Source organism: Rhizobium sp. BK591 (assembly GCF_014195045.1).
Lineage (GTDB): Bacteria > Pseudomonadota > Alphaproteobacteria > Rhizobiales > Rhizobiaceae > Rhizobium > Rhizobium anhuiense.
Genome location: NZ_JACIAZ010000002.1, coordinates 638,203 through 658,483 on the forward strand (window position 1 = coordinate 638,203; position 20,281 = coordinate 658,483).

Here is a 20,281-nt window from a genome sequence, read left to right on the forward strand (position 1 = left end):
TCAGTTCTCCAGGCGCCATTTGAGGATCACGCCGCCCTGAGCATTGTGGTCCAGAGCGGGGATGGCCGAGAGAAGCCGTTGTGTGTAGGCCTCCTTCGGGCTGTCGAAAACCGTATCGCGGTCGCCCTGCTCGATGATCCGGCCGTCCTGCATGACGACGACACGATCGGCCACCTGTTCGACCACGCCGAGATCGTGGCTGATGAACAGGCAGGAAAAGCCGTAGCGTTTTTGCAGATCGGACAGGAGTTCGAGCACCTGCGCCCTGACCGTCACGTCGAGGGCCGATACCGGTTCGTCGGCGATCAGGAATTTCGGCCGGCGCGCAATGGCCCGGGCAATCGCCACGCGCTGACGCTGGCCGCCCGAAAGCTCATGCGGGTAGCGCCCGGCGTAGTCGGCCCCAAGCCCGACTTCCTCCAGCGTCTCCAGGGCGCGCTTGCGCTTTGCCGCAGCGTCGAGATCGGGAACGAGCCGCAGCGCTTCTTCCACAAGCGCGACGATGGTCATGCGCGGATCGAGCGAGGAATAAGGATCCTGGAACACCATCTGGCAATTCAGCCGATAGTCCATCCAGTTGTCGTCGCGGCTGCGTCCTCTGAACCGGATATCGCCTTCGCTCTCCCGGACCAGTCCGGCAATGGTGCGGCCGAGCGTGGTCTTGCCGGAACCCGAACCGCCGACCAGTGCCACGACTTCGCCCTCGTGGATATCGATGCTGACGCCATGCAGCGCCCGCTTTGGCGTTGCCTTCTTCATCAGCGACCGCCGGCCCGGATAATCGACGACGATATCCCGTGCCGAGACCATCGGCGCCTTGGTCTTGTCGATCGTCCGGGTCTCTCCGCGGAACGGCAGGGAGCAAAGCAGTTTCTTCGTATAGGCACGCTGTGGTGCGTCGAGCAGCTCGGCGGTGCGTCCTTCTTCGACGATCACGCCCTTTTCCATGACAACGATGCGGTTGGTGTAGCGGGCAACCATCGGCAGGTCGTGACTGATCAGCAGCACGGCGGTGCCTTCCGCCTGCGTCAGTTCCACCATCAATTCCATGACATCGCGCTGGATCACGGCATCGAGCGCCGTCGTCGGCTCGTCGGCGATCAACAGCGCCGGTTTCAGCAGCATGACCGATGCCAGCATGATGCGCTGGCGCATGCCGCCCGAGAATTCATGCGGATAGGAAGTGAGCGCCCCGGCGGGATCGCGGATCCCGACCCGGTTCAGCATGTCAAGGATCCGGCTGCGCCGCTCTTCCTGCGAAAATTTCGTATGCAGCTGCAACCCTTCTTCGAGTTGGCGGCCGACGGTCATCGAGGGATTGAGCGAGGTCATCGGTTCCTGGAAGACGACACCGATTTCCGCACCGCGCAATTGGCGCAATTGCGCAGCTCTCATCGCAAGCACGTCGCGTCCCTTATAGGCAACGGAGCCGCCGATCACCTTGATCGGCGCCGGCAGCAGCGAGATCAGGGCGCGTGTTGCCAGCGTCTTGCCCGATCCGCTTTCCCCGACGATGCCGAAGATCTCGCCTGGCGCGATGTCGAAGCTCAAGTTCTTGACGACCTGCACACCGGTGCCGGCGACCTGAAGCGACAGGTTGCGGACATTCAAAAGCGTTTCCTTGGTCATTTCAGTCCCCTCATCCGCGGATCAAGCTTGTCTCGAAGAGCGTCGCCCAGAAGATTGATGCCGAGGAGCGTCAGGGCGATCGCCAGGCCCGGGAAGAGACCCAGCCAGACCGCCTGCTCGATGAATGGCCGGCCGGCGGCCAGCATGTTGCCCCAGGTGGGCGCCGGTGGCGGCACGCCGAGGCCGAGAAAGCTGAGCGCGCTTTCCGAAAGGATCGCCCAGCCGAACATCGAGGTCGCAAGCACGGTGATCGGGGCGATGCAATTGGGGAGGATATGGCGGAACATGGTGTAGAGCTCGCCATTGCCCATCACCTTGGAAGCCTCGATGAATTCCCGCTCGCGCAGCGACAGAACGGCACCCCGGACAACCCGGGCCATCGAGGGCGAATAGGCAATGCCCAGCGCGAAGATGATGCCATATTGGTTGGCGCCGAAGACGGCGAGCAAACCGAGCGCCAGAAGGATGCCCGGAAAGGCGAGAAGCGCATTGTTGACGGCCATGATGACTGCATCGATCCAACCGCGGGCGTAACCGCTGACGAGACCGATCAACGTACCGCAGACCGTCGCGAATGTGACCGTCAAGGTGCCGATCCAGACGCTCGCCCGGGCGCCGACGATCAGGCGGCTGAGTACGTCGCGGCCGAATTCGTCGGTTCCGAGCCAGTGGGCGCTGCTTGGCGCCGCCAGCCGCGCGGTGAAGCCGAGCTTCATCGGATCATAGGGGGTCCAGAAAAGGCCGATCGCAGCGGAGATGAGCAATGCGGCAATCAGAATGCTGCCGATGAAGCCGTTGAACGTGACGTTTTTCATTCGGCGACTACCCGCGGATCGAACAAGGGATAGAGCAGGTCGACGACCAAATTGACCAGCACATAGGAAAGCGAGACGAACAGCAGACACCCCTGGATCACCGGGTAATCGCGGGCAAAAATACTGTCGACCATCAGTCGCCCGAGCCCCGGAATGGTGAAGACCGTCTCGATGACGGCAATGCCGCCGAGCAGATTGCCGAGGATCAGACCGATGACTGTCCAGGTCGGGCCGAAGGCATTCTTGAAGGCGTGCCGCCAGAGGACGGCGCTTTCGGAAAGCCCCTTGGCCCGGGCGTGGGTGATATAGTCGAGACGCAGCACTTCCAGCGTCGAGGCGCGTGCCATGCGGATCAACACACCCATCTCGTGAATGACCAGGGTCATGATCGGCAGCACGAGATAGAGCAGGCCGCCGGTGAGGTTGCTGCCGATCGAGACATAGCCGAGCACCGGCAGCCAGCTGAGTTTCAAGCCGAAGAAAAGCAGAAGCAGGAGGCCGAGCCAGAATGTCGGGATCGACAGCAGGATCGTGGCCGTGCCGACCAGCGCAAGGTCCGTCAGACTGTTTTGCCGCCAGGCGGCGATGACGCCGGCCGGCACGGCGATGAGGCTTGCCAGAAGCACGGCGACGACGACGACTTCGGCGCTGACCAGAAAACGTGAAGCGACGAGCGGCAGCACCGCCTCGTCATTGACGATCGAGCGGCCGAAGTCACCCTGCACGACATTGGCGGTCCAGATCAGGAACTGCTCAGGCAGCGATTTGTCGAGGCCGAGTTCCGAGCGCATTGCCGCGATCTGATCCGGCTCAGCCATATCCCCCAGCATCAGTGCCGCCGGATCGCCGGGTATGAAGCGGATCAGGGTGAAGACAGTCACCGAAACGAGGACGATCGTCGGCAATGCCATCAGGAGGCGGTTCAGGACGAATTTCAGCATTTTTGTTCCCCGCGATGGGCGACGGACTGTGCCCGGCGCCATCGGTTTCGTTGCCGCAGACTATGATCGAATGAAGAAATATCCGCAATATTATGCGATTCCGTCATAAGTCTATGCGGAATACGACCGCAACCAAAGCGACTGCGTTCGCGTAAGGTTTCAGGCTAAAAATTTGATTTCAAACGCCTTTTTGCGAAAGCCGGATCTGTCGCTTCAAGGCGTCGCTCAGAGCGTGGGCAGCAATCGAGAGTGGCGTCCCGACCGCCCTCGCCAATCCGAATTCCTGGGTCGCGCGTGGCACGAAAGGACGGTGAACCACCGGCAGGTGGCGATAGAGATTGGCATAAAAGCTGCTGATGATCGTGACCCCAAGGCCATGCGCGACATAGGAACAGGCGGAACTGTTGGTATGTGTCTCGATCTTGACGATCTGCTTGATGCCGGCTCGCCGGAAGGTCTGGTCGAGCGCCATGCGGTTCGGCCGTTGGCGCCCGATCAGAATGAGAGGAACGTCGCGCAAATTCTTGACCGTGATTTCCTCCAGTTTCGCAAGAGGATGATCCTTCGGAACGACGCAGACGCTTTCGCCGGTGGCGACCCGCTCGACCTCGATGCCCGGTCCGCTCTCGCCCTCCATGCGCAGAAAGCCGAAATCGATCACCCTCTGCTCGACGAGCTTGTTGATCGCAGTCGTCGTCTCGAAGAAGGTTTCGATTCGCACACCGGGGAAATCGTTGATGTAATCGACCAGCATGGCCGGCGCGAAATGCTCCCACATGCTGCTCGGCAGGCCGATGCGGACGATCTCCGGACCGGCGGCGCCGCTTCTTAGGTCCTCCGCATGACCCGACATCCGATCGACCGCCAGCAAGATGTTCTCGGCATCGCGGGCAAGAAGCAGGGCCTCGGGGGTGGGGATGAGACGGCCTTTGTCGCGGACGAAAAGCGACATCGAAAGGTCCGCCTCGAGCTGCTGGAGGAGGCGGCTGACGCCGGACTGGCTGAGACCCATCGTCTTTGCGGTGGCAATCGTCGACCCCGTCGCCAGAAGCGTGCGCAGGACTTCCAGTTGCTTGATATTCATGCGCTTGCGATCCCCCGGGACAGTCCAAGCACCGTCATCATGCCCAGTCCGAAATGCTTTGAAGGAAAAGGCTGGCGGCCTTGGGCATCGGAAATTTCTCTCCGCTGATCAGCGCGTAGGCAACCGGCAGTTCCGGTTCGAGCGCAATGAACTGCAGCGGCAGCGTCGCATATTCGCGGGCGATGATCTCGCCGACCAGCGCAATGCCGAGCCCTTGGGCGGCCAGAGCGCAGGCACTCGCCACCGAATGCGCCTCGAGCAGGGGGCGTTGGCGGATGCCGGCCTTGTAGAACAACGCCTCCAGCTCATGGCGAACCGGCCGCTCCCTGTTCAGCATGATCAGATCCTGCCCCTTCAGCTCGCCGACCGACAATAGGCGGCTGCCGGCCTTGGGATGATCATTATGCAGGACGCAAACAATCCGCGACGACAGGATCTTCTCCTGTTTCAACCCCGGGCTCATCAGCGGCAGACGCGCGAAACCGAGATCGGCCTCGCCGTCGGCCACCATCCGTTCAATTGCCAGATAACTGCCGGACGCGACTTCGACGCGCATCGGACCATTGGCGGCGAGAAAATTCTTCACCAGCTTCGGAATGCGCGTCGAGGAAAGGCTGGAGGGAAAGGCGAGCCGCAGCATGATCTCGCGCGAGCGACCGCTCTCGAGCTCCATCGCCGCGGTTTTCAAGGCCCGCAGCCGGTCGGAAATGGCCCGGATTTCCGGGCCGAGCTGCAGCCCCTCGCGGGTCGGTTGAAGCCGGTTCTTTTCCCGGTCGAAAAGCCGGACGCCGAGATACTCTTCCAGTTGCTGCAGCAAGCGGCTGGCGTTCGATTGCGAGATCCCGAGCTCGACGGAAGCGGCGATCGTCGAGCCCGTCGCGGCGATGGCGTCATAGGCCTCGATATGCTTCAGGCTGATCGCCGCACTCGTGTCTCGCGCCATTCTATCTCCAATGTCGATAGCCCTACCCGCGATCCGCATAAGATTGCGGCGCTGCGGAAAGTTGAACATTTTCCGCGGAGAACCAAACTCACGGAAAGACTTTCGTCAATGGCCACCATTCTCCGGAAGATCGCGGAACAGCTCCTGTCGCGAACGGCGTTCTCAAACCGCGCGATGGACCGGGCAAGAGATGCTGTGGTGGACACCATCGGCTGCATGATTGCAGGCAGCAGCGATCAAAGCGTTGCCGCACTCATCCGCGCCTTCGACGGGGAAATCACCCAAGGCGGCGAAGCGCGGCTCGTCACCGGCGGCTCCGCCTCGCCCTCTTTCGCCGCGCTCATCAACGCAACCGCGGCGCATGCGCTGGATTTCGATGACAATTTCCATCCGGCGAGGGCGCATGCTTCCGCGGTGCTGGTGCCCGCACTGCTGGCGGTTCTGACCAGCGGCAAGGTGACAAGCGGAAGACGGTTTCTCGAGGCCTATTTGGCCGGGCTGGAAGCGCAGGCGGCGGTCGGCTTTGGCGTCAATCCCTCTCACTACAACAGGGGCTGGCACGCAACGGCGACGGTCGGCAGCATCGGGGCTGCGGCTGGCGTGGCACGGCTTCTCGGCGCCGACGAAGAGAGACTCGTCGCGGCGATGAGCCTGGCGACGAGCTTCGCCTGCGGCCCGAAAGGGCAATTCGGCACGACCGCCAAACCGCTTCACGCCGGCATTGCCGCGCGCCATGCCGTGGACGCGGCGCGCATGGCGCTGGCCGGCATGAGCGGGCGGCCGGATATCCTCGAGCGGCCGCAAGGTTTCCTCGATCTTTTCGGGGACGATGATGCCAAGGGCTGGCAGGGCCTGACCTTCGAGGAGGAACATATCATCGAAAGCCGAGGCGTGGTGACCAAGCGCCATCCCTGTTGCGCCTCGACCCATCGCGCCATCGACGCGCTTCTGGATCTGAAGCAGGAGCATGGGCTTCTGGCTGGCGACATTGCCAGGATCGAGACGAAAGTCGGCATATCCGCTGCCCGCAACCTCGCTTATCCCAACCCTGCCGACGAGATGCAGGCCCGCTTCTCGATGCAGTACTGCCTGGCGACAGCCTTCCTCAAGGGATCTCTTAGCCTTTCGGACTTTACGCGGCAGGAGATTGGGCGACCGGAAATCCGGGAATTCATGCCGTGCATCGAAATGCAGTCCTATTCGGCCGAAGAGGAAAAAGGCGTGGAGCGCCTCCCGCACGTCGTCACCGTCACGACGCGCGATGGGGGCATCTTGAGCAAGTCTCGCTTGCATGCAAAGGGATCGCTCGAAGCGCCGATGAGTGTGCATGAACGCGAAGTCAAGTTCATGGACTGCTTGCGCTGGGGAAATCGGAATGTGTCCGAGGCCTCTTTCCTGCAGCTTCGCAAGCTTGCCGATTTTGAAAACCTGTCCGGCGACGATGCCGTCTGGAGACTGATCACCGACCATCAGTCGCCTTGACAAGCCACGGCGGCGGATCGGCGGCGGGGAAAATCTCCCCGCCAACATCAACGTTCAGGCCGCGGACTTCTAGGCGAGGTATTTCGTAAACCAGTCGACCGTTCGCTGCCAGGCGAGCTTGGCTGCCGCTTCGTCGTAGCGAGGGGTGGAATCATTGTGAAAGCCGTGATTGACGTCGGGATAGATGTAGCCCTCGAATGTTTTTCCCGATGCCTTCAGCGCAGCTTCATAGGCCGGCCAGCCTTCGTTGATCCCCTTGTCCAGCCCGGCATAATGGAGAAGCAAGGGCGCCTTGATCTTCGGCACGTCCTCGGCGCGCGGCTGCCTGCCGTAAAAGGGCACGGCTGCGGCAAGTTCCGGATAGGCCACCGCCGCGGCGTTGGCGACGCCGCCGCCATAGCAGAAGCCGGTGATGCCGACCTTGCCGGTGGTGAGATCGTTATGCATCAAAAATTCGACCGCCGCGAAGAAGTCGTTCATCAGCTTTTCCGGGTCGACCTTCTGCTGAAGCTCCCGCCCCTTTTCGTCATTGCCGGGGTAGCCTCCGACCGACGTCAGGCCATCCGGGGCAAGTGCTACGAAACCCGCCTTTGCCACGCGGCGCGCCACATCCTCGATATAGGGGTTCAGGCCCCTGTTCTCGTGAACGACCACCACGGCCGCAACTTTGCCGGTCACGTTTTTCGGGCGGACGAGATAGGCGCGCACATCTCCATTTCCCTTTGGCGAGGGATAGGTGATGTATTCGGCTGATATATCGGGATCGGTGAACTCGACCTGGGTCGCCAGCGCATAGTCAGGGCTCAGCGACGCAAGAATGGCGGCGGCCGTCACGCCGCCGACGGCGAATTTGCCGGCCCGGTCGAGAAACTCACGCTTGGTAATTCTCCCGTGGGCGTAATAATCGTAGAGTTCGAGAAGTTCCTGAGGGAAATCCTTGGCTGTCATACGCGTCATGATGGCTCCTCCTGCCTCCTTGTTCTCGCACCATCCTACACAGGTAAGCTCGCGACTCTTTTCAACATTTCGCGAGTTTCGCGTGAGCTTGTCGGCTGGGGCAACCGGCGCTGAATGACTGACTTGGCTTCGGGAGGATGCGCGCCAACGTCCATCTGGCGAACCGCGTCCGCCCAGTTGTTGCAAGCAATGGGCCGCCGGCTATCGATCTATGAAAATTAATTTCATACTCGCGCTATGAGGCCCGTTTTCTATTGACGCCTCTCGATTTTTGTCCCAACTTAAAGAAAATAAATTACTAAATGGGAACTTGATCGGCATGAAAGTGGGAATCATTGGGCTAGGATTCCGGCTCGGCTATCTCGGCTATGTTTTCAAGGCAATCGATAGCAGCTTCGACATTGTCGGCTATGTGGATCCGGAACCCGCCGGACTTCCCGGATTGACGGAAAAGGGCATTTCAGTCGGCAAGGCCTATGGTTCGCCGGAAGAACTCCTCGCTTCCGAAAAGCTCGATCTGCTGATGATCGGCTCCCCCAATCACCTCCATCTCGACCATATCAGGCTCGGCCTTCAGGCCGGTCTCAAGGTCTTCTGTGAAAAGCCGATCGTCACGACCATCGCAGAAAGCATCGAGCTTGCCCATCTGATGGCAAAATTCGGCCACGAGCGGCTGATGGTCGGTCTCGTGCTGCGTTATTCCCCTCTTTATAAGGATCTCCGCGCCATCCAGGCCGAGGGCAAGCTCGGTCAGATCGTGTCGATCGAGGCCTCCGAACATATCGAGCCTTATCACGGCGCCTTCTTCATGCGCGACTGGCGCCGCTATGAGCGTTACTCCGGCAGCTTCATGCTGGAGAAATGCTGCCATGACCTTGATCTTTACAATGGCGTCGTCGGCGCACGGCCGGAACGCGTCGCCAGTTTCGGCGGCCGCAAGAGCTTTACTCCGGCCAACGATCCGGCGCGCGAGGGCATCAACGACCTCGAACTTTTTCACCGCAAGCCGAGCGGATGGATGGGCTCGGACAAGGTCTTCGACAGCGATGCCGATATCATCGACTATCAGGTGGCGATCGTCGAATATGCCAATGGCGTCGGCATGAACTTTCACACCAATCTGAACGTGCCCGACCAGTTCCGCCGTTTCGCCATCATGGGGTCGCGCGGCATGGCCGAAGGCGATTTCGTGCGCGGCTATCTCGACGTTCACGAACAGCTGACCGGCAACAAGGTGGTCGAAAACAAATATGCCGCCACCGAGCTCTCCCAGCATTACGGCGCCGATGAACAGATGGCGAGCGACCTGCTTGAAAGCGTGCGCACCGGGCTCGAACTTCCCGTTTCCACGCTGAATGCGCTCGAAGCCGGCATTCTGGCTCTGGCGATGGACGAGGCGAGGATGAAGAAAACGGTCGTCGATCTCAGACCGATCTGGGACCGTTTCGACGAAGCCCTTCACGCAAGAGCGGCTTGAGGAGAGCGGCAAGATGAGTGTTCAAAGAAGCACGGTCATCTTCGCCTGGATCCTTCTTCTCCCGGCTGTCCTCTATGTTCTGGCGATCGTCGCCTATCCGCTGGTCGATACGTTCATTCTCTCCTTCACCGATGCATCGCTGAGGAAGACCACCAATTGGGTGGGCTGGATCAACTACGAGAAGATCTTCAATGAGCGGTTTGCGGAAGTCATCTTCCGGACCTTCATCTGGACGTTCTTCTCGGTCGCCCTGAAAATGGTGATCGGCACCTTCGGCGCATGCATGCTGAATGCGGCGGTGCCGGGGCGCTCATTATTCCGGCTTTTGACCATGCCGCCATGGATCGTGCCGATGGCCATTGGCATCTTCATGTGGGGCTGGATGTATAACGGCCAGTTCGGAATGATATCAGGCCTGTTGCAGCGCTTCGGTCTCGTCGACGGCCCGGTCGCCTTCCTCGCCTATGGCAGTACCGCCTTCTGGGCAACGATCATCACCGATGTGTGGATTGGTGTGCCGCTGGTGACGATCTACTTCCTGGCGGCGATCCAATCCATTCCGAAGGATCTCTACGAGGCTGCCTGGACCGACGGCGCCGGCCGCTGGTACCGCTTCCGCCGCATCACCCTGCCGCTGATGGTTCCGGCGATCATCACCATGTCGATGCTGTCGCTGATCGCCACCTTCAACTCGTTCGACATCATCTGGATCCTGACGCAGGGCGGACCGAGCGGCGAGACGACGACGATGATCATCGATACCTATCAGACGGCGATCGGTTCGAAGAAATACGGGGAAGGTGCAGCGCGCGCTGTGTTGATCTGCATCTTCCTGTCGCTCTTCTGCTTCGCCTATTTCCGCGTCACCCGCCGTCTCAATCCGGAGAAGCGCGCATGAGCAGTGCCTCCATGATCGACCGTTACCGCTGGTGGGAAATCATCCTGATCTATTGCGGCATCGCAATGTTTCTGTTCTTCGTGCTGTCGCCCTTCGTCGAGGGCTTCCTGGTGTCGCTGAAGCCGCTCGCCCAGCTCTTTTCCTCGCCCTACCGCTTCTGGCCGGAGAACGGCTCGTTCGAAGCCTACCGGACAATGTGGATCAGCGTGCCGGGCTTCGGGCGCTATATCTTCAACTCGTTCTTCATCTCGATCATCGTCACGCTGATCGTGCTCTGCCTCGTCATTCCGGCGGCTTACGCCTTCGCGAAGTTCGAATTCAAGGGCATGGGGATCCTGCTCGGCGCGTTCCTGACGGTGAACATGTTCTCCGGCGCCGTGCTGTTGATCCCGCTCTTCCGGCTGATGCGCAGCATGGGCGTGCTCAACACCTATCTCGCCATGATCGTGCCGGGCGTCGCCTTCCTGATCCCGTCGGCGATCTGGCTGTTGCGCACCTATATGATCCGCATTCCACAGGAGCTCAACGAAGCGGCCTACATGGATGGCGCCAGCCATTTCTACACGCTGCGCCGTGTCATCCTGCCCATTGCGATGCCGGGGATTATCGTCGTCGCCATAACCACCTTCATCGGCGCTTACGCCCAGCAATTCATCTTCGCGCTGACGTTCAACTCGAAGAGCGAATACATGCCCTTGCCGGTGGGGCTCTTTGCTTACTTCGGCAAGCAGGAGGTCATCTGGAACGAACTGATGGCGGCTTCCTTCGTCGGTATCGCGCCGGCGATGGTCGTCATCTTCTTCCTTCAGCGCTACCTTGTCGGCGGGCTGACCGCCGGTGCGGTGAAACAATAAGACCAAAAAACGAGTGAACAGCTAACACAAGAATGGGAGTCACGACGTGAGCATTACCATCAAGACAGGCCTGATGGCCCTCGCCTTGCTCGGTTCGACGGCATTGACCGCAGTCACTGCCCAGGCGGCCGACAAGGAAATCAGCTGGATCTATTGCGGCGACACGATCGACCCGGTCCATACCAAATACATCAAGCAGTGGGAAGAAAAGAACGCAGGTTGGAAGGTCACGCCCGAAGTTGTCGGCTGGGCGCAGTGCCAGGACAAGGCAACGACGCTCGCCGCCGCCGGCACGCCCGTTGCCATGGCCTATGTCGGCTCGCGCACGCTGAAGGAATTCGCGCAGAACGACTTGATCGTCCCGGTGCCGATGACCGATGACGAAAAGAAGAGCTACTATCCGCACATCGTCGACACGGTGACCTTCGAGGATACCCAGTGGGGCGTCCCGATCGCTTTCTCCACCAAGGCGCTTTACTGGAACAAGGACCTCTTCAAGCAGGCCGGCCTCGATCCCGAGAAGCCGCCGAAGACCTGGGCTGAGGAAATCGAGATGGCCAAGACCATCAAGGAAAAGACCGGCATTCCGGGCTTCGGTCTCTCCGCCAAGACCTTCGACAACACGATGCACCAGTTCATGCATTGGGTTTACACCAACAACGGCGCGGTGACGGATGCCGAAGGCAAGGTCACGCTCGACAGCCCACAGATTCTCGCCGCACTGAAGGCCTACAAGGATATCGTCCCCTACTCCGAGGAAGGCCCGACGGCCTATGAGCAGAACGAAGTCCGCGCCATCTTCCTCGACGGCAAGGTCGCCATGATCCAGGCAGGATCGGGCGCCGCCTCCAGGCTGAAGGAGACGAAGATTGCCTGGGGCATTGCGACGCTGCCGCTGGGTCCCGACGCCAAGGGGCCCGGCACGCTGCTGATCACCGACAGCCTGGCGATCTTCAAGGGTTCGGGGGTCGAGGAGAAGGCGACGGAATTCGCCAAGTTCATCACCTCGCCCGACGTCCAGTCGGAATACGAGCTGCAGGGCGGTGCCGGCCTGACCCCGCTGCGCCCGTCGGCAAAGGTCGACGAGTTCGTCGCCAAGGATCCTTACTGGAAGCCGCTCATCGAGGGTATCAACTATGGTGGTCCCGAACCGCTCTTCACCGACTACAAGGGCTTCCAGAACTCGATCATCGAGATGATTCAGTCGGTGGTGACGGGCAAGGCCGAACCGGAAGCTGCGCTGAAGAAGGCTGCCGGCGAAATCGAAGCGTTCAAGTAAACCGCTTTGGACTCTTTGGGATCGCGGGTGCACAGCCCGCGATCCCTCCCCGATCGAATGTGCGACAAGGCCGCCGGTGGAGACAGATTTTTGGGACAGCTCCTTCTCAACAAAGTTCAGAAGTTCTATGGCGACTACGAAGTTCTGAAGGGCGTGCAGCTCGAGGTGAGGAACGGCGAGTTCGTCGTCTTCGTCGGCCCGTCAGGCTGCGGCAAATCCACCCTGCTGCGCATGATTGCCGGTCTCGACGCGACGAGCGCGGGCGATATCGTTATCGATGGTATCAGGGTCAATGACCTGCCGCCGGTCAAGCGCGGCATCGCCATGGTGTTCCAGTCCTACGCGCTCTATCCGCACATGACTGTTTTCGAAAACATTGCCTTCCCGCTTCGCGTCGAAAGGATGGAAGAGGAAAAGCTCAAGGCCAAGGTGGAAAATGCCGCCCGCATCCTTCACCTCGAACAGCGGCTGCAGCAGAAACCCGGCATGCTCTCCGGTGGCCAGCGCCAGCGCGTCGCGATCGGCCGCGCCATCGTGCGCGAACCGAAGATCTTCCTGTTCGACGAGCCGCTTTCCAACCTCGACGCAGCACTGCGCGCCGACATGCGCATCGAGCTTGCCAAGCTGCACAGGCAGTTGAAGGCGACGATGATCTATGTGACGCACGATCAGGTCGAGGCGATGACCATGGCCGATCGTATCGTGGTGCTCGATTCCGGCGATATCTCGCAGACGGGGGCGCCGCTGGAGCTTTATCACAAGCCGGCAAACCAGTTTGTCGCCGGCTTCATCGGCAATCCGAAAATGAATTTTCTTCCCGTGACCTGCAAGGGCGTCAGCGCCAATGGCGTCGAGGTTGATTATCAAGGCCAGACAGCCGTTCTGCCCGTGACGCCGCGTGACGGCATGGCCGGCAAGGCATTGACGCTCGGCATCCGGCCGGAGCATATCCAGCTCGGCGGCGGCGATATCGTCTTTACCGTGACGCCGACGGTCATCGAGCGCCTCGGGGCAAATACGGTCGCTTACGCCTCGCTGAACGGCGAAGCCGAGAATTTCTGCGCCATGCTGCCCGGCAGCGTCGGCATCCGCGCGGATGCGCCTGTCGCAACCGGCATCAATGCTGCGGACTGCCACCTCTTCGACGAGGCGGGCATTGCCTTCGAGCGGCGCGTGGAACTGACCGAAATCGATATGAACCTGATCAATCCGACGGCCGCTTGAGCCGGCTCGGTGTCGGCGAGCGCGATCTCGGCAAGCGTTGGGGGCATAATCGATGCTGTACAGAGGAAGGCATTGGTGGACTTGATGACTTACGCAGGCCAGCTCGTTCCCAACAGATCCAGACGCATCGCGAGGACGAAAGATCAAAGCGAGACTGCCAAAGGTCACTTGATTGCTGGGCCCTCTCGTTCGGTCAACACGCTTGTTGACCGCAGGCACCGGCGCTATGCAAGCCATTGTATGTGAGGAGTGGGCGTTGATCGCGCCCTTCATGTCAGCTCCGAGCAAGGCCGGTCGGCCGTGCAAATGGCCCATGCGCCCACCCCTTTGCGTCAGACCAACTCGGATAAGGAAGTTGGGTCGAACCCTTTCAATCCCGAAAAACCGCCGTCTTCAACTTTGGCGACCCAATTCGGATCAGTGAGCAGCGCGCGACCCACCGCAATCAGGTCGAACTCATTCCGATCCATTCGCTCGATTAAGCGATCGAGGCTAGCTGTGGTTGATCCCTTGCCGACGAAGGCGCTGGCAGTAACGTCGTTGTCAAGGCCCACCGATCCGACCGCGATTGTTGCGGCACCCGTCACTTTCTTTGCCCAGCCTGCGCCATTGAGACCATTCTCGCCGTCAATCTCCGGGAATTCCGGTTCCCAGAAGCGGCGTTGCGACATGTGAAGGACATCGACTCCCGCCTCGACCAACGGTAATAGCCAGGTCTCCATTTCTGCTGGCGTTTCTGCGAGGCGCACGCTGAAATCTTGTTGCTTCCATTGACTGACGCGCATGATGATCGGGAAGTCGGGGCCTACCGCTTCACGCATGGCGCTGACGATCTCGACCGCAAAGCGCGAGCGTTCCTTAATCGTTGGTCCGCCGTACCGGTCCGTCCGCAGATTGGTGCCCGCCCAGAAGAATTGATCGATCAGATAGCCGTGCGCGCCGTGGATCTCGATGGTGTCGAAACCAAGCCGCTTGGCGTCTGCCGCGGCTTTGGTGAAGGCTGCGATAGTATCTGCGATGTCCTCTTCGGTCATCGCCACGCCGCGCGCGTCACCGGGTGCGTCGAGACCGGACGGACTTTCCACCGGGGCATCGGGCTCCCAATTATTGATGTAGCGCGTCGCTCCCGTGTGCCAGATCTGTGGCCCCATACGACCTCCAGCACCATGGACAGCGTCAATCACATTCTTCCACCCCTGCAGTGCCGCATCGCCATGAAAGAACGGGATTCCGCTGTCGTTGCGGGAGGCAGGGCGATTGACCACGGTGCCTTCAGATAAGATCAGTCCGGCGCGACCTTCTGCCCGGCGCCGATAGTAATCAGCGCTCGCCGACCCCGGCACGCCTTCAGACGCAAAAAGGCGGGTCATGGGCGCCATGACGATGCGATTTTTGAGTTCAAGCGACCGGATCGTGAAGGGTCGAAACAGGCTGCTTGTATTGGGACTGGGCATCAGTAGAACTCCGTTGCGTTGAACGAAGCTACAGGTATATGAAGTAAACCTAGCGTCAATCAGGCACTTGAAGTCGCCTAGGTATATCGAAGGAAACCATCATGCTTGAACTGGAACCGCTCTGCTTTTCTTCTGAATGTCCGAGCCGAGCTCTATTCGATCAGATTGCTGACAAGTGGTCGATGATGGTGATCGCGGTTCTTGATGACGGACCGCAGCGCTTCAATGCCATTCGCCGCCGCTTGCAAGGCGTGACTCAGAAGGCTCTCACTCAGTGCCTCCGTCGCCTTGAACGGAACGGTCTCATAGCGAGAGAGGTAATTTCACTGTCGCCAGTGGCTGTACAATATCAGCTGACGCCACTTGGCCAGACGTTACGTGAACCCCTCCAAGAACTCCACAAGTGGACGTTGGTGAAACTGCCGGAGGTCGCCGTAGCAAGAGAAGCTTTCGACAGGAGTTCGCGGTCGGGCTGGACAACCCCTACCAGCCCGAATGTAAGAGCCAGCCGCAAATTAAGTTGAGTGATTTCAGTAATTTGTGATTCTCTGTGGTTTGCGAAGACTACGGAGGATCGAGATGGCCGGGACTGAAACCACTCGGGAGCACCATGACCGCAGGCACCTGCGCTATGAAAGTGACCGTACGGATGAGGAGTGGCGTTGATCGCGCCCTTCATACTAGCCCCGAGCAAGGTCGGTCGGCGCGCAAATGTCCCATGCGCGAGCTTTGCGTCACTCCCCTGACCTGAACGGACCCCTACCAGACGAGACCGCGGGCCGCGACTTCCTCGACGCGGGTGACGATGCCGCCGCGATGGAAGACCATCGTATCGAACAGGTTGGAGACCACGCAGGTGTGGTTCGGGATGATGAAGAGCTTCTCGCCGATCTGCGGGCGGGGGCCGGTGCAATTCGCGAGGTCGATGACGCCGTGTTCTTCCGAGAGGCTGGTGATCCGCGCTTGGGGATAACCGACGATCAGGCCGTAGTCGCTGAAGCCCTGGAGATCCGAGGTCAGCGCCTTTGAGCCGGCATCGATGACGGCGCGGTCGGCATTTGGCCGTGACACCACGGTCGCCAGCACATGCATGGCGCAATCGTCCTCGGTGCAATGGCCCATGCGCACCATCTGGCGGTCGTTGTAGATATAGGTGCCGGCGCGGTGTTCGGTGGCCGATTTGACGAGATGGGCCTCGAAGAGGCTGGGTGTGCCGCCATTGCTGACGATCTGGCAGGTTATGCCTTCGGCTTTCAGCTGTGCCAGCGTTTCAGCGATGAAGGCTTCCACGGCGGCCGCCGATTGCGGCTTCGGATAGGTCACGATGCCGCCGAAGGTCAGTCCGTCGGCGGCGGCGATGCGCTTGGCGAGCGAGGCCGCCTCCCCCGGCGTCTGTACGCCGCAGCGGCCGCCGCCGGTATCGCATTCGACCAGGACGTTCAGCGGCTTGTGGCCGGAGAAATGTGCTGCCAGGCCGTCTACCGTCACTTCGCTGTCGGCGACGACCTTCAGCGCTGAAATCCTGTCGTTCAGCCTGGCCAGCCGCTCGATTTTCTGCGGTCCGAGGATGTTGAAGGTGATGAGGATGTCCTCGAAGCCGGCTGCGGCGAAGACTTCGGCTTCCGTCACCTTCTGGCAATTGATGCCCTTGGCGCCCGCGGCAGTCTGCGCGACGGCCAGGGCCGGGATCTTGTGCGTCTTGATATGCGGCCGGAAGTTCAGCCCGTGCTGATCCATATAGGATTGAACGCGGGCGATGTTTGCCGCCAGCCTGTCTTCGTCGATCACGGGACGCGGCGTCGAGAGATCGGCGATCCTGTCGCCCGCCTTGGCGACGACGGCAAACGGGGTGTCAGGCATCTAGGCGGCTCCGCGTTCTATCCCATGTGGATCGGCGACGATCGGCCAGATGGTCTTCGGTGCCCGCTGGTATGGCGTCGTTGCCGGATTATTGGGATAGGGCGTTCCGGCGGAGCAGTAAAGGATTTCCGCTGCGATCTTCGAGAAGGAGGCGAAGAAGTGGTTGGTGGATTTGATCACCAGGATCTTCTGCCTGGTGGGATCGATGCCCATCACCGAAAAAAGGCTCGGATCGAAGCTTTGGGCGCGGGTGGAATTGAGGATGATGTCGATGCCGTCAAGCACGATATGGGCGGCATCGCCGAAAGGTGCGAGGCTCTCGCCGAACTGCATCTCGGCATTCTTCAAGAGCTTGACGATCTTCACGGTACCGTCGATGGGATTGCCGGTGCCGGGTGCCGACTTGGCGCCGAAGCGCAGCGGAATCTCCGCCCCCTCGCCCGCCGCAAAACAGATCTGCACGGCCACCGGATCCCAGATCGTGCCGATCGCGGCGCTGGTGACGCCGCGGGCCAGGAGTTCGCCCAGGACGACAGTGGCATCCCCTGCCGTGCCGCCGCCCGGATTGTCCCAGACGTCGGCAATGACGACGGGCCATGCGGTGGCGGCCATCGCCCGCGACACGGCTTCCTTCTCGTCGATCTGCGGGACCATGAAGGTGCCGCGCTTGGAAAACAGCTCCAGGCCGAGTTCGCGCGCCAGAGCCGCGCCCTTTTCCGGCTTGTCGTCGGTGACGACAAGCAGCTTCGTTCCCATTTCGGGAACGTCGCCCACCATGAAACCGTGGATCACCGAGATCGACAGGATGTCCGGATCATCCTTCTCGATCCGCATGATCTTGTCGACGAAGGAGCGCATCGGCTCGCGCGATGTCGGGAAGACGTCGATCATCTTACAGTCGAATACCGACATATCAGGCTTGACCCGGCCTTCCAGTGTTTCCACGGCGATGCGCCAGAGATCCTCGGCGCGATCGACGAAATCCGTATGCGGAAATTCCTTGAAATAGACGGCGAAATCGAGTGCCGCGACGCGTTTTGCCGTGAGATGGCTGTGCGGATCGAGTTCGGCGCAGATTAGCACGTCGGGCCCGACCATCTCGCGCATGCGCGCGAGAAGATCGCCTTCCGTGTCTTCGTATCCGGCGGCCACCATGGCGCCATGCAGGCCCATCACGACAGCGTCGACCGGCATTGCCGCGCGGAGTTGATCGAGGATTTCGTCACGCAATTCTTCGTAGGTCGCCCGGTTGACGAGACCGGCGGGATCGGCCCAGGTGGCGGTTCCCTCGATCAGCTCCCAACCTTTTTCTCGGGTGACGCGCCTTCCGACGGTGATCGGCGCGGTGCAGAGCGTCGGCGTTTCCGGATGTTGGCCCGGCGGGGCATAAAGCGAGGCTTCGAATGCGCGGCGATCCACGCAGATCGGGGAAAAGGTGTTGGTCTCGGTCGCCAGTGCTGCGGTGAAAATGCGCAAGAAAGTGGCCTTCGTGTTGTCGTCCCCGCGTCAACCCATCGGGTTCGGCAGGTAGCCGGTGAAACCTGAGATTTTCCAGCGTCCTTGGTGAAGCCTGCAATAATAAAGCGTCTGCCATTGCATGATATCGCGGGTGCCGTCAGGCTTGGAAATGCCGCCGTCGAATTTCTTGCGGACAAGCGCCATGTCGCCTTCGATCTCGATATCCTCAAGCGTCGTCGTGGTGAAGATCGCCGTGCGCGCATCTTCCGCGAAACTCTGTGCGGCGAAATCCCTGGCCTGCCTCAGCCATTCCTCGCGATAGGCCGACAGCGTCGGAAATGCGAGGCGCCACTTGTCGGGGCTGACGGCCTTCTGACCGTCGATGCCGATGAAGCCCTCTTCGACGAAGTCATGCTCGACCATCGACCAGTCGGCGGCCAGAAAGGCATCGATATCGCGCGGAACGAGCATTTCCCAGATCGCAGACCGGGCACTGTCGGACGGGAAAGGATTTAGGAAAGGATCGCGCATGTTTGCCCCGGATTGAAATTCTTTTCATAAATCGCGTTTTTCACTGGTCAAATTCCGCTTTCTATGGTCATTTGTCAACTTATCAAGAAAATAATTTGCAAGGACTTCAGCATGCCCATCAAGCGCTATGGCACTGTTCAAACCGGCGCCGGCGGCAAGGCGCTGCCTTTCGCACGTGCGGTCGAAGCCGACGGATGGCTGTATGTTTCCGGGCAGGTTGCGATGGAAGATGGCGAAATCATCGACGGTAACATCATTGCCCAGACCCACAAGACGATCGCCAATGTGCTGGCGATCCTCGATGAGGCCGGGTACGGGGTCGAGGACGTCGTGCGCGTCGGCGTCTGGCTCGACGATCCGCGCGACTTCTGGACCTTCAATAAAATCTATCAGGAGTATTTCGGCGAACATCCGCCGGCACGCGCCTGTGTGCAATCGTCGATGATGGTCGATTGCAAGGTTGAGATCGACTGCGTGGCCTATAAGAAGAAGGATGGATAGCGCGCCATCGGGGGGACGGGTTTGGATATCTTTTCGACATTGCAGGAAGACAAGAGCCGGCTCTCCCCCTCCGAGAGCCGCATCGCGGAAATCATCGTCAACGACTTCGAGTTTGCCGTGAACGCCTCGATCATCGAGCTGGCGGAACGGGCCGAGGTATCGCCGCCGACCGTCACCCGTTTTTGCCGTCGGCTGGGTTGCGAAAGTTTCTCCGACTTCAAGGTGCAGCTCGCCCGAACCGCCCATATCGGCGTGCGTTATCTGAAACCGGAATCGAAAAGCACCGACCCGGCCGATGTGGCCCAGGATATCATCACCAAGGCCCAGAACGCGTTGTTTCTCCTGCACCGGTCGCTTGATCTCGCCGCGATCGAAGCCGCCGTTTCGCATATCGCCAAGGCCGATATGATTTACGCCTTCGGCTCGGGCGGCAATTCGTCGATGATCGCGGACGAACTCCAGAATCGCCTCTTCCGTCTCGGGTTGCGCATCACGGCAAGTTCCGACCACAGCATGCAGCTGATGATGGCTGCCGCGGCAAGGCCCGGCGACGTGTTGATCGGCTCCTCCTTCTCGGGACGCAATACGGAGCTGGTGCGGGCCTTCGAGCTTGCCCGCCAGGCCAAGGTGAAGACGATCGCTCTGACCCAGACGGCAAGCCCGGTTGCCAAGGCTGCCGAGATCGTCGTGCCGATCGACCTTCCCGAAGGCAGCAATATCTATCGCCCGACCTCCACGCGCATCGCCTACATCGCGACGGTCGATATTCTGTCGAGCCTGGTCGCCTACGCCGTTCAGCCAAAGGCGACGACCACGCTTCGGCGCATCAAGCAGCAGCTGGTCATTCACCGCGACGGCGACGACCGGCAATTGCTTGGAGATTGAGGTTCATGA

At 60.4% G+C, this 20,281-nt stretch carries 19 protein-coding genes; 9 read left to right on the forward strand and 10 right to left on the reverse strand.

The window, feature by feature from the left end; all coding sequences use genetic code 11:
• The 5 genes from FHX10_RS10105 to FHX10_RS10125 all read right to left on the reverse strand — a co-directional run bounded on the left by FHX10_RS10105 (position 1) and on the right by FHX10_RS10125 (position 5,481).
• Complete coding sequence (locus FHX10_RS10105; RefSeq protein WP_097630917.1) at positions 1 to 1,629, reverse strand: ABC transporter ATP-binding protein; 1,629 nt, start codon at positions 1,627 to 1,629, stop codon at positions 1 to 3.
• The gene (locus tag FHX10_RS10110; protein WP_017992060.1) at positions 1,626 to 2,444 is read right to left on the reverse strand and encodes an ABC transporter permease; all 819 of its coding nucleotides are present in this window, start codon (positions 2,442 to 2,444) and stop codon (positions 1,626 to 1,628) included. The genes FHX10_RS10105 and FHX10_RS10110 overlap by 4 nt, the downstream gene beginning before the upstream one ends.
• Entirely contained in the window at positions 2,441 to 3,385 is a 945-nt protein-coding gene (locus FHX10_RS10115) for an ABC transporter permease (RefSeq protein WP_047615028.1), read from the reverse strand. The genes FHX10_RS10110 and FHX10_RS10115 overlap by 4 nt, the downstream gene beginning before the upstream one ends.
• A 178-nt stretch (positions 3,386 to 3,563) precedes the next feature.
• A complete protein-coding gene (locus FHX10_RS10120) occupies positions 3,564 to 4,469 on the reverse strand; it encodes a LysR family transcriptional regulator (RefSeq protein WP_097630916.1) in 906 nt (301 codons plus the stop codon).
• Between the two features lie 37 nt (positions 4,470 to 4,506).
• The gene (locus tag FHX10_RS10125; RefSeq protein WP_179869518.1) at positions 4,507 to 5,481 is read right to left on the reverse strand and encodes a LysR family transcriptional regulator; all 975 of its coding nucleotides are present in this window, start codon (positions 5,479 to 5,481) and stop codon (positions 4,507 to 4,509) included.
• A gap of 39 nt (positions 5,482 to 5,520) precedes the next feature.
• Here FHX10_RS10125 and FHX10_RS10130 point away from each other — a divergent pair, with 39 nt between their 5' ends.
• Positions 5,521 to 6,894, forward strand: a complete 1,374-nt coding sequence (locus FHX10_RS10130; protein WP_097630914.1) for an MmgE/PrpD family protein — start codon at positions 5,521 to 5,523, stop codon at positions 6,892 to 6,894.
• Between the two features lie 69 nt (positions 6,895 to 6,963).
• Here the strand turns inward: FHX10_RS10130 and yghX are convergent, their stop codons facing one another.
• Complete coding sequence (gene yghX / locus FHX10_RS10135) at positions 6,964 to 7,851, reverse strand: YghX family hydrolase (protein ID WP_028756487.1); 888 nt, start codon at positions 7,849 to 7,851, stop codon at positions 6,964 to 6,966.
• Between the two features lie 319 nt (positions 7,852 to 8,170).
• On the opposite strand from yghX, the gene FHX10_RS10140 reads away from it, so the two are divergent.
• The 5 genes from FHX10_RS10140 (at position 8,171) to FHX10_RS10160 (ending at position 13,583) form a co-directional block, all read left to right on the forward strand.
• The gene (locus FHX10_RS10140; RefSeq protein WP_097544667.1) at positions 8,171 to 9,328 is read left to right on the forward strand and encodes a Gfo/Idh/MocA family protein; all 1,158 of its coding nucleotides are present in this window, start codon (positions 8,171 to 8,173) and stop codon (positions 9,326 to 9,328) included.
• 13 nt (positions 9,329 to 9,341) lie between these two features.
• Complete coding sequence (locus FHX10_RS10145) at positions 9,342 to 10,226, forward strand: carbohydrate ABC transporter permease (RefSeq protein WP_047613282.1); 885 nt, start codon at positions 9,342 to 9,344, stop codon at positions 10,224 to 10,226.
• Positions 10,223 to 11,080 carry a carbohydrate ABC transporter permease gene (locus tag FHX10_RS10150; protein ID WP_097630913.1) on the forward strand — a complete coding sequence of 286 codons (858 nt, stop codon included), beginning with the start codon at positions 10,223 to 10,225 and terminating at the stop codon, positions 11,078 to 11,080. Before FHX10_RS10145 ends, FHX10_RS10150 begins: the two co-directional genes overlap by 4 nt.
• A gap of 73 nt (positions 11,081 to 11,153) precedes the next feature.
• On the forward strand, positions 11,154 to 12,359 hold the full coding sequence (locus FHX10_RS10155) for an ABC transporter substrate-binding protein (protein WP_047613511.1): 1,206 nt from the start codon (positions 11,154 to 11,156) through the stop codon (positions 12,357 to 12,359).
• A gap of 90 nt (positions 12,360 to 12,449) precedes the next feature.
• Positions 12,450 to 13,583, forward strand: a complete 1,134-nt coding sequence (locus FHX10_RS10160; protein WP_097630912.1) for an ABC transporter ATP-binding protein — start codon at positions 12,450 to 12,452, stop codon at positions 13,581 to 13,583.
• Between the two features lie 332 nt (positions 13,584 to 13,915).
• On the opposite strand, the gene FHX10_RS10165 is transcribed toward FHX10_RS10160, so the two are convergent.
• Entirely contained in the window at positions 13,916 to 15,037 is a 1,122-nt protein-coding gene (locus FHX10_RS10165) for an NADH:flavin oxidoreductase (protein ID WP_132573337.1), read from the reverse strand.
• A 101-nt stretch (positions 15,038 to 15,138) separates the two neighbouring features.
• On the opposite strand from FHX10_RS10165, the gene FHX10_RS10170 reads away from it, so the two are divergent.
• A complete protein-coding gene (locus FHX10_RS10170) occupies positions 15,139 to 15,561 on the forward strand; it encodes a winged helix-turn-helix transcriptional regulator (RefSeq protein WP_097630910.1) in 423 nt (140 codons plus the stop codon).
• A 235-nt stretch (positions 15,562 to 15,796) separates the two neighbouring features.
• Here the strand turns inward: FHX10_RS10170 and FHX10_RS10175 are convergent, their stop codons facing one another.
• Genes FHX10_RS10175 through FHX10_RS10185 form a run of 3 tightly spaced genes read right to left on the reverse strand, consistent with a single transcriptional unit; the run spans position 15,797 to position 18,886 of the window.
• On the reverse strand, positions 15,797 to 16,897 hold the full coding sequence (locus FHX10_RS10175; protein WP_097630909.1) for a D-TA family PLP-dependent enzyme: 1,101 nt from the start codon (positions 16,895 to 16,897) through the stop codon (positions 15,797 to 15,799).
• Positions 16,898 to 18,373, reverse strand: coding sequence for a M81 family metallopeptidase (locus FHX10_RS10180; protein WP_097630908.1), 1,476 nt, complete (start codon positions 18,371 to 18,373; stop codon positions 16,898 to 16,900).
• Between the two features lie 30 nt (positions 18,374 to 18,403).
• Positions 18,404 to 18,886, reverse strand: a complete 483-nt coding sequence (locus FHX10_RS10185; protein ID WP_047613290.1) for a hypothetical protein — start codon at positions 18,884 to 18,886, stop codon at positions 18,404 to 18,406.
• Between the two features lie 111 nt (positions 18,887 to 18,997).
• On the opposite strand from FHX10_RS10185, the gene FHX10_RS10190 reads away from it, so the two are divergent.
• Together FHX10_RS10190 and FHX10_RS10195 are read left to right on the forward strand one after the other, a co-directional pair.
• The gene (locus FHX10_RS10190; RefSeq protein ID WP_012555064.1) at positions 18,998 to 19,387 is read left to right on the forward strand and encodes a RidA family protein; all 390 of its coding nucleotides are present in this window, start codon (positions 18,998 to 19,000) and stop codon (positions 19,385 to 19,387) included.
• Positions 19,388 to 19,408: 21 nt separating this feature from the next.
• Positions 19,409 to 20,272 (forward strand): MurR/RpiR family transcriptional regulator, encoded by an 864-nt coding sequence (locus FHX10_RS10195; RefSeq protein ID WP_047613292.1) that lies wholly within the window; start codon positions 19,409 to 19,411, stop codon positions 20,270 to 20,272.
• Positions 20,273 to 20,281 lie beyond the last annotated feature (9 nt).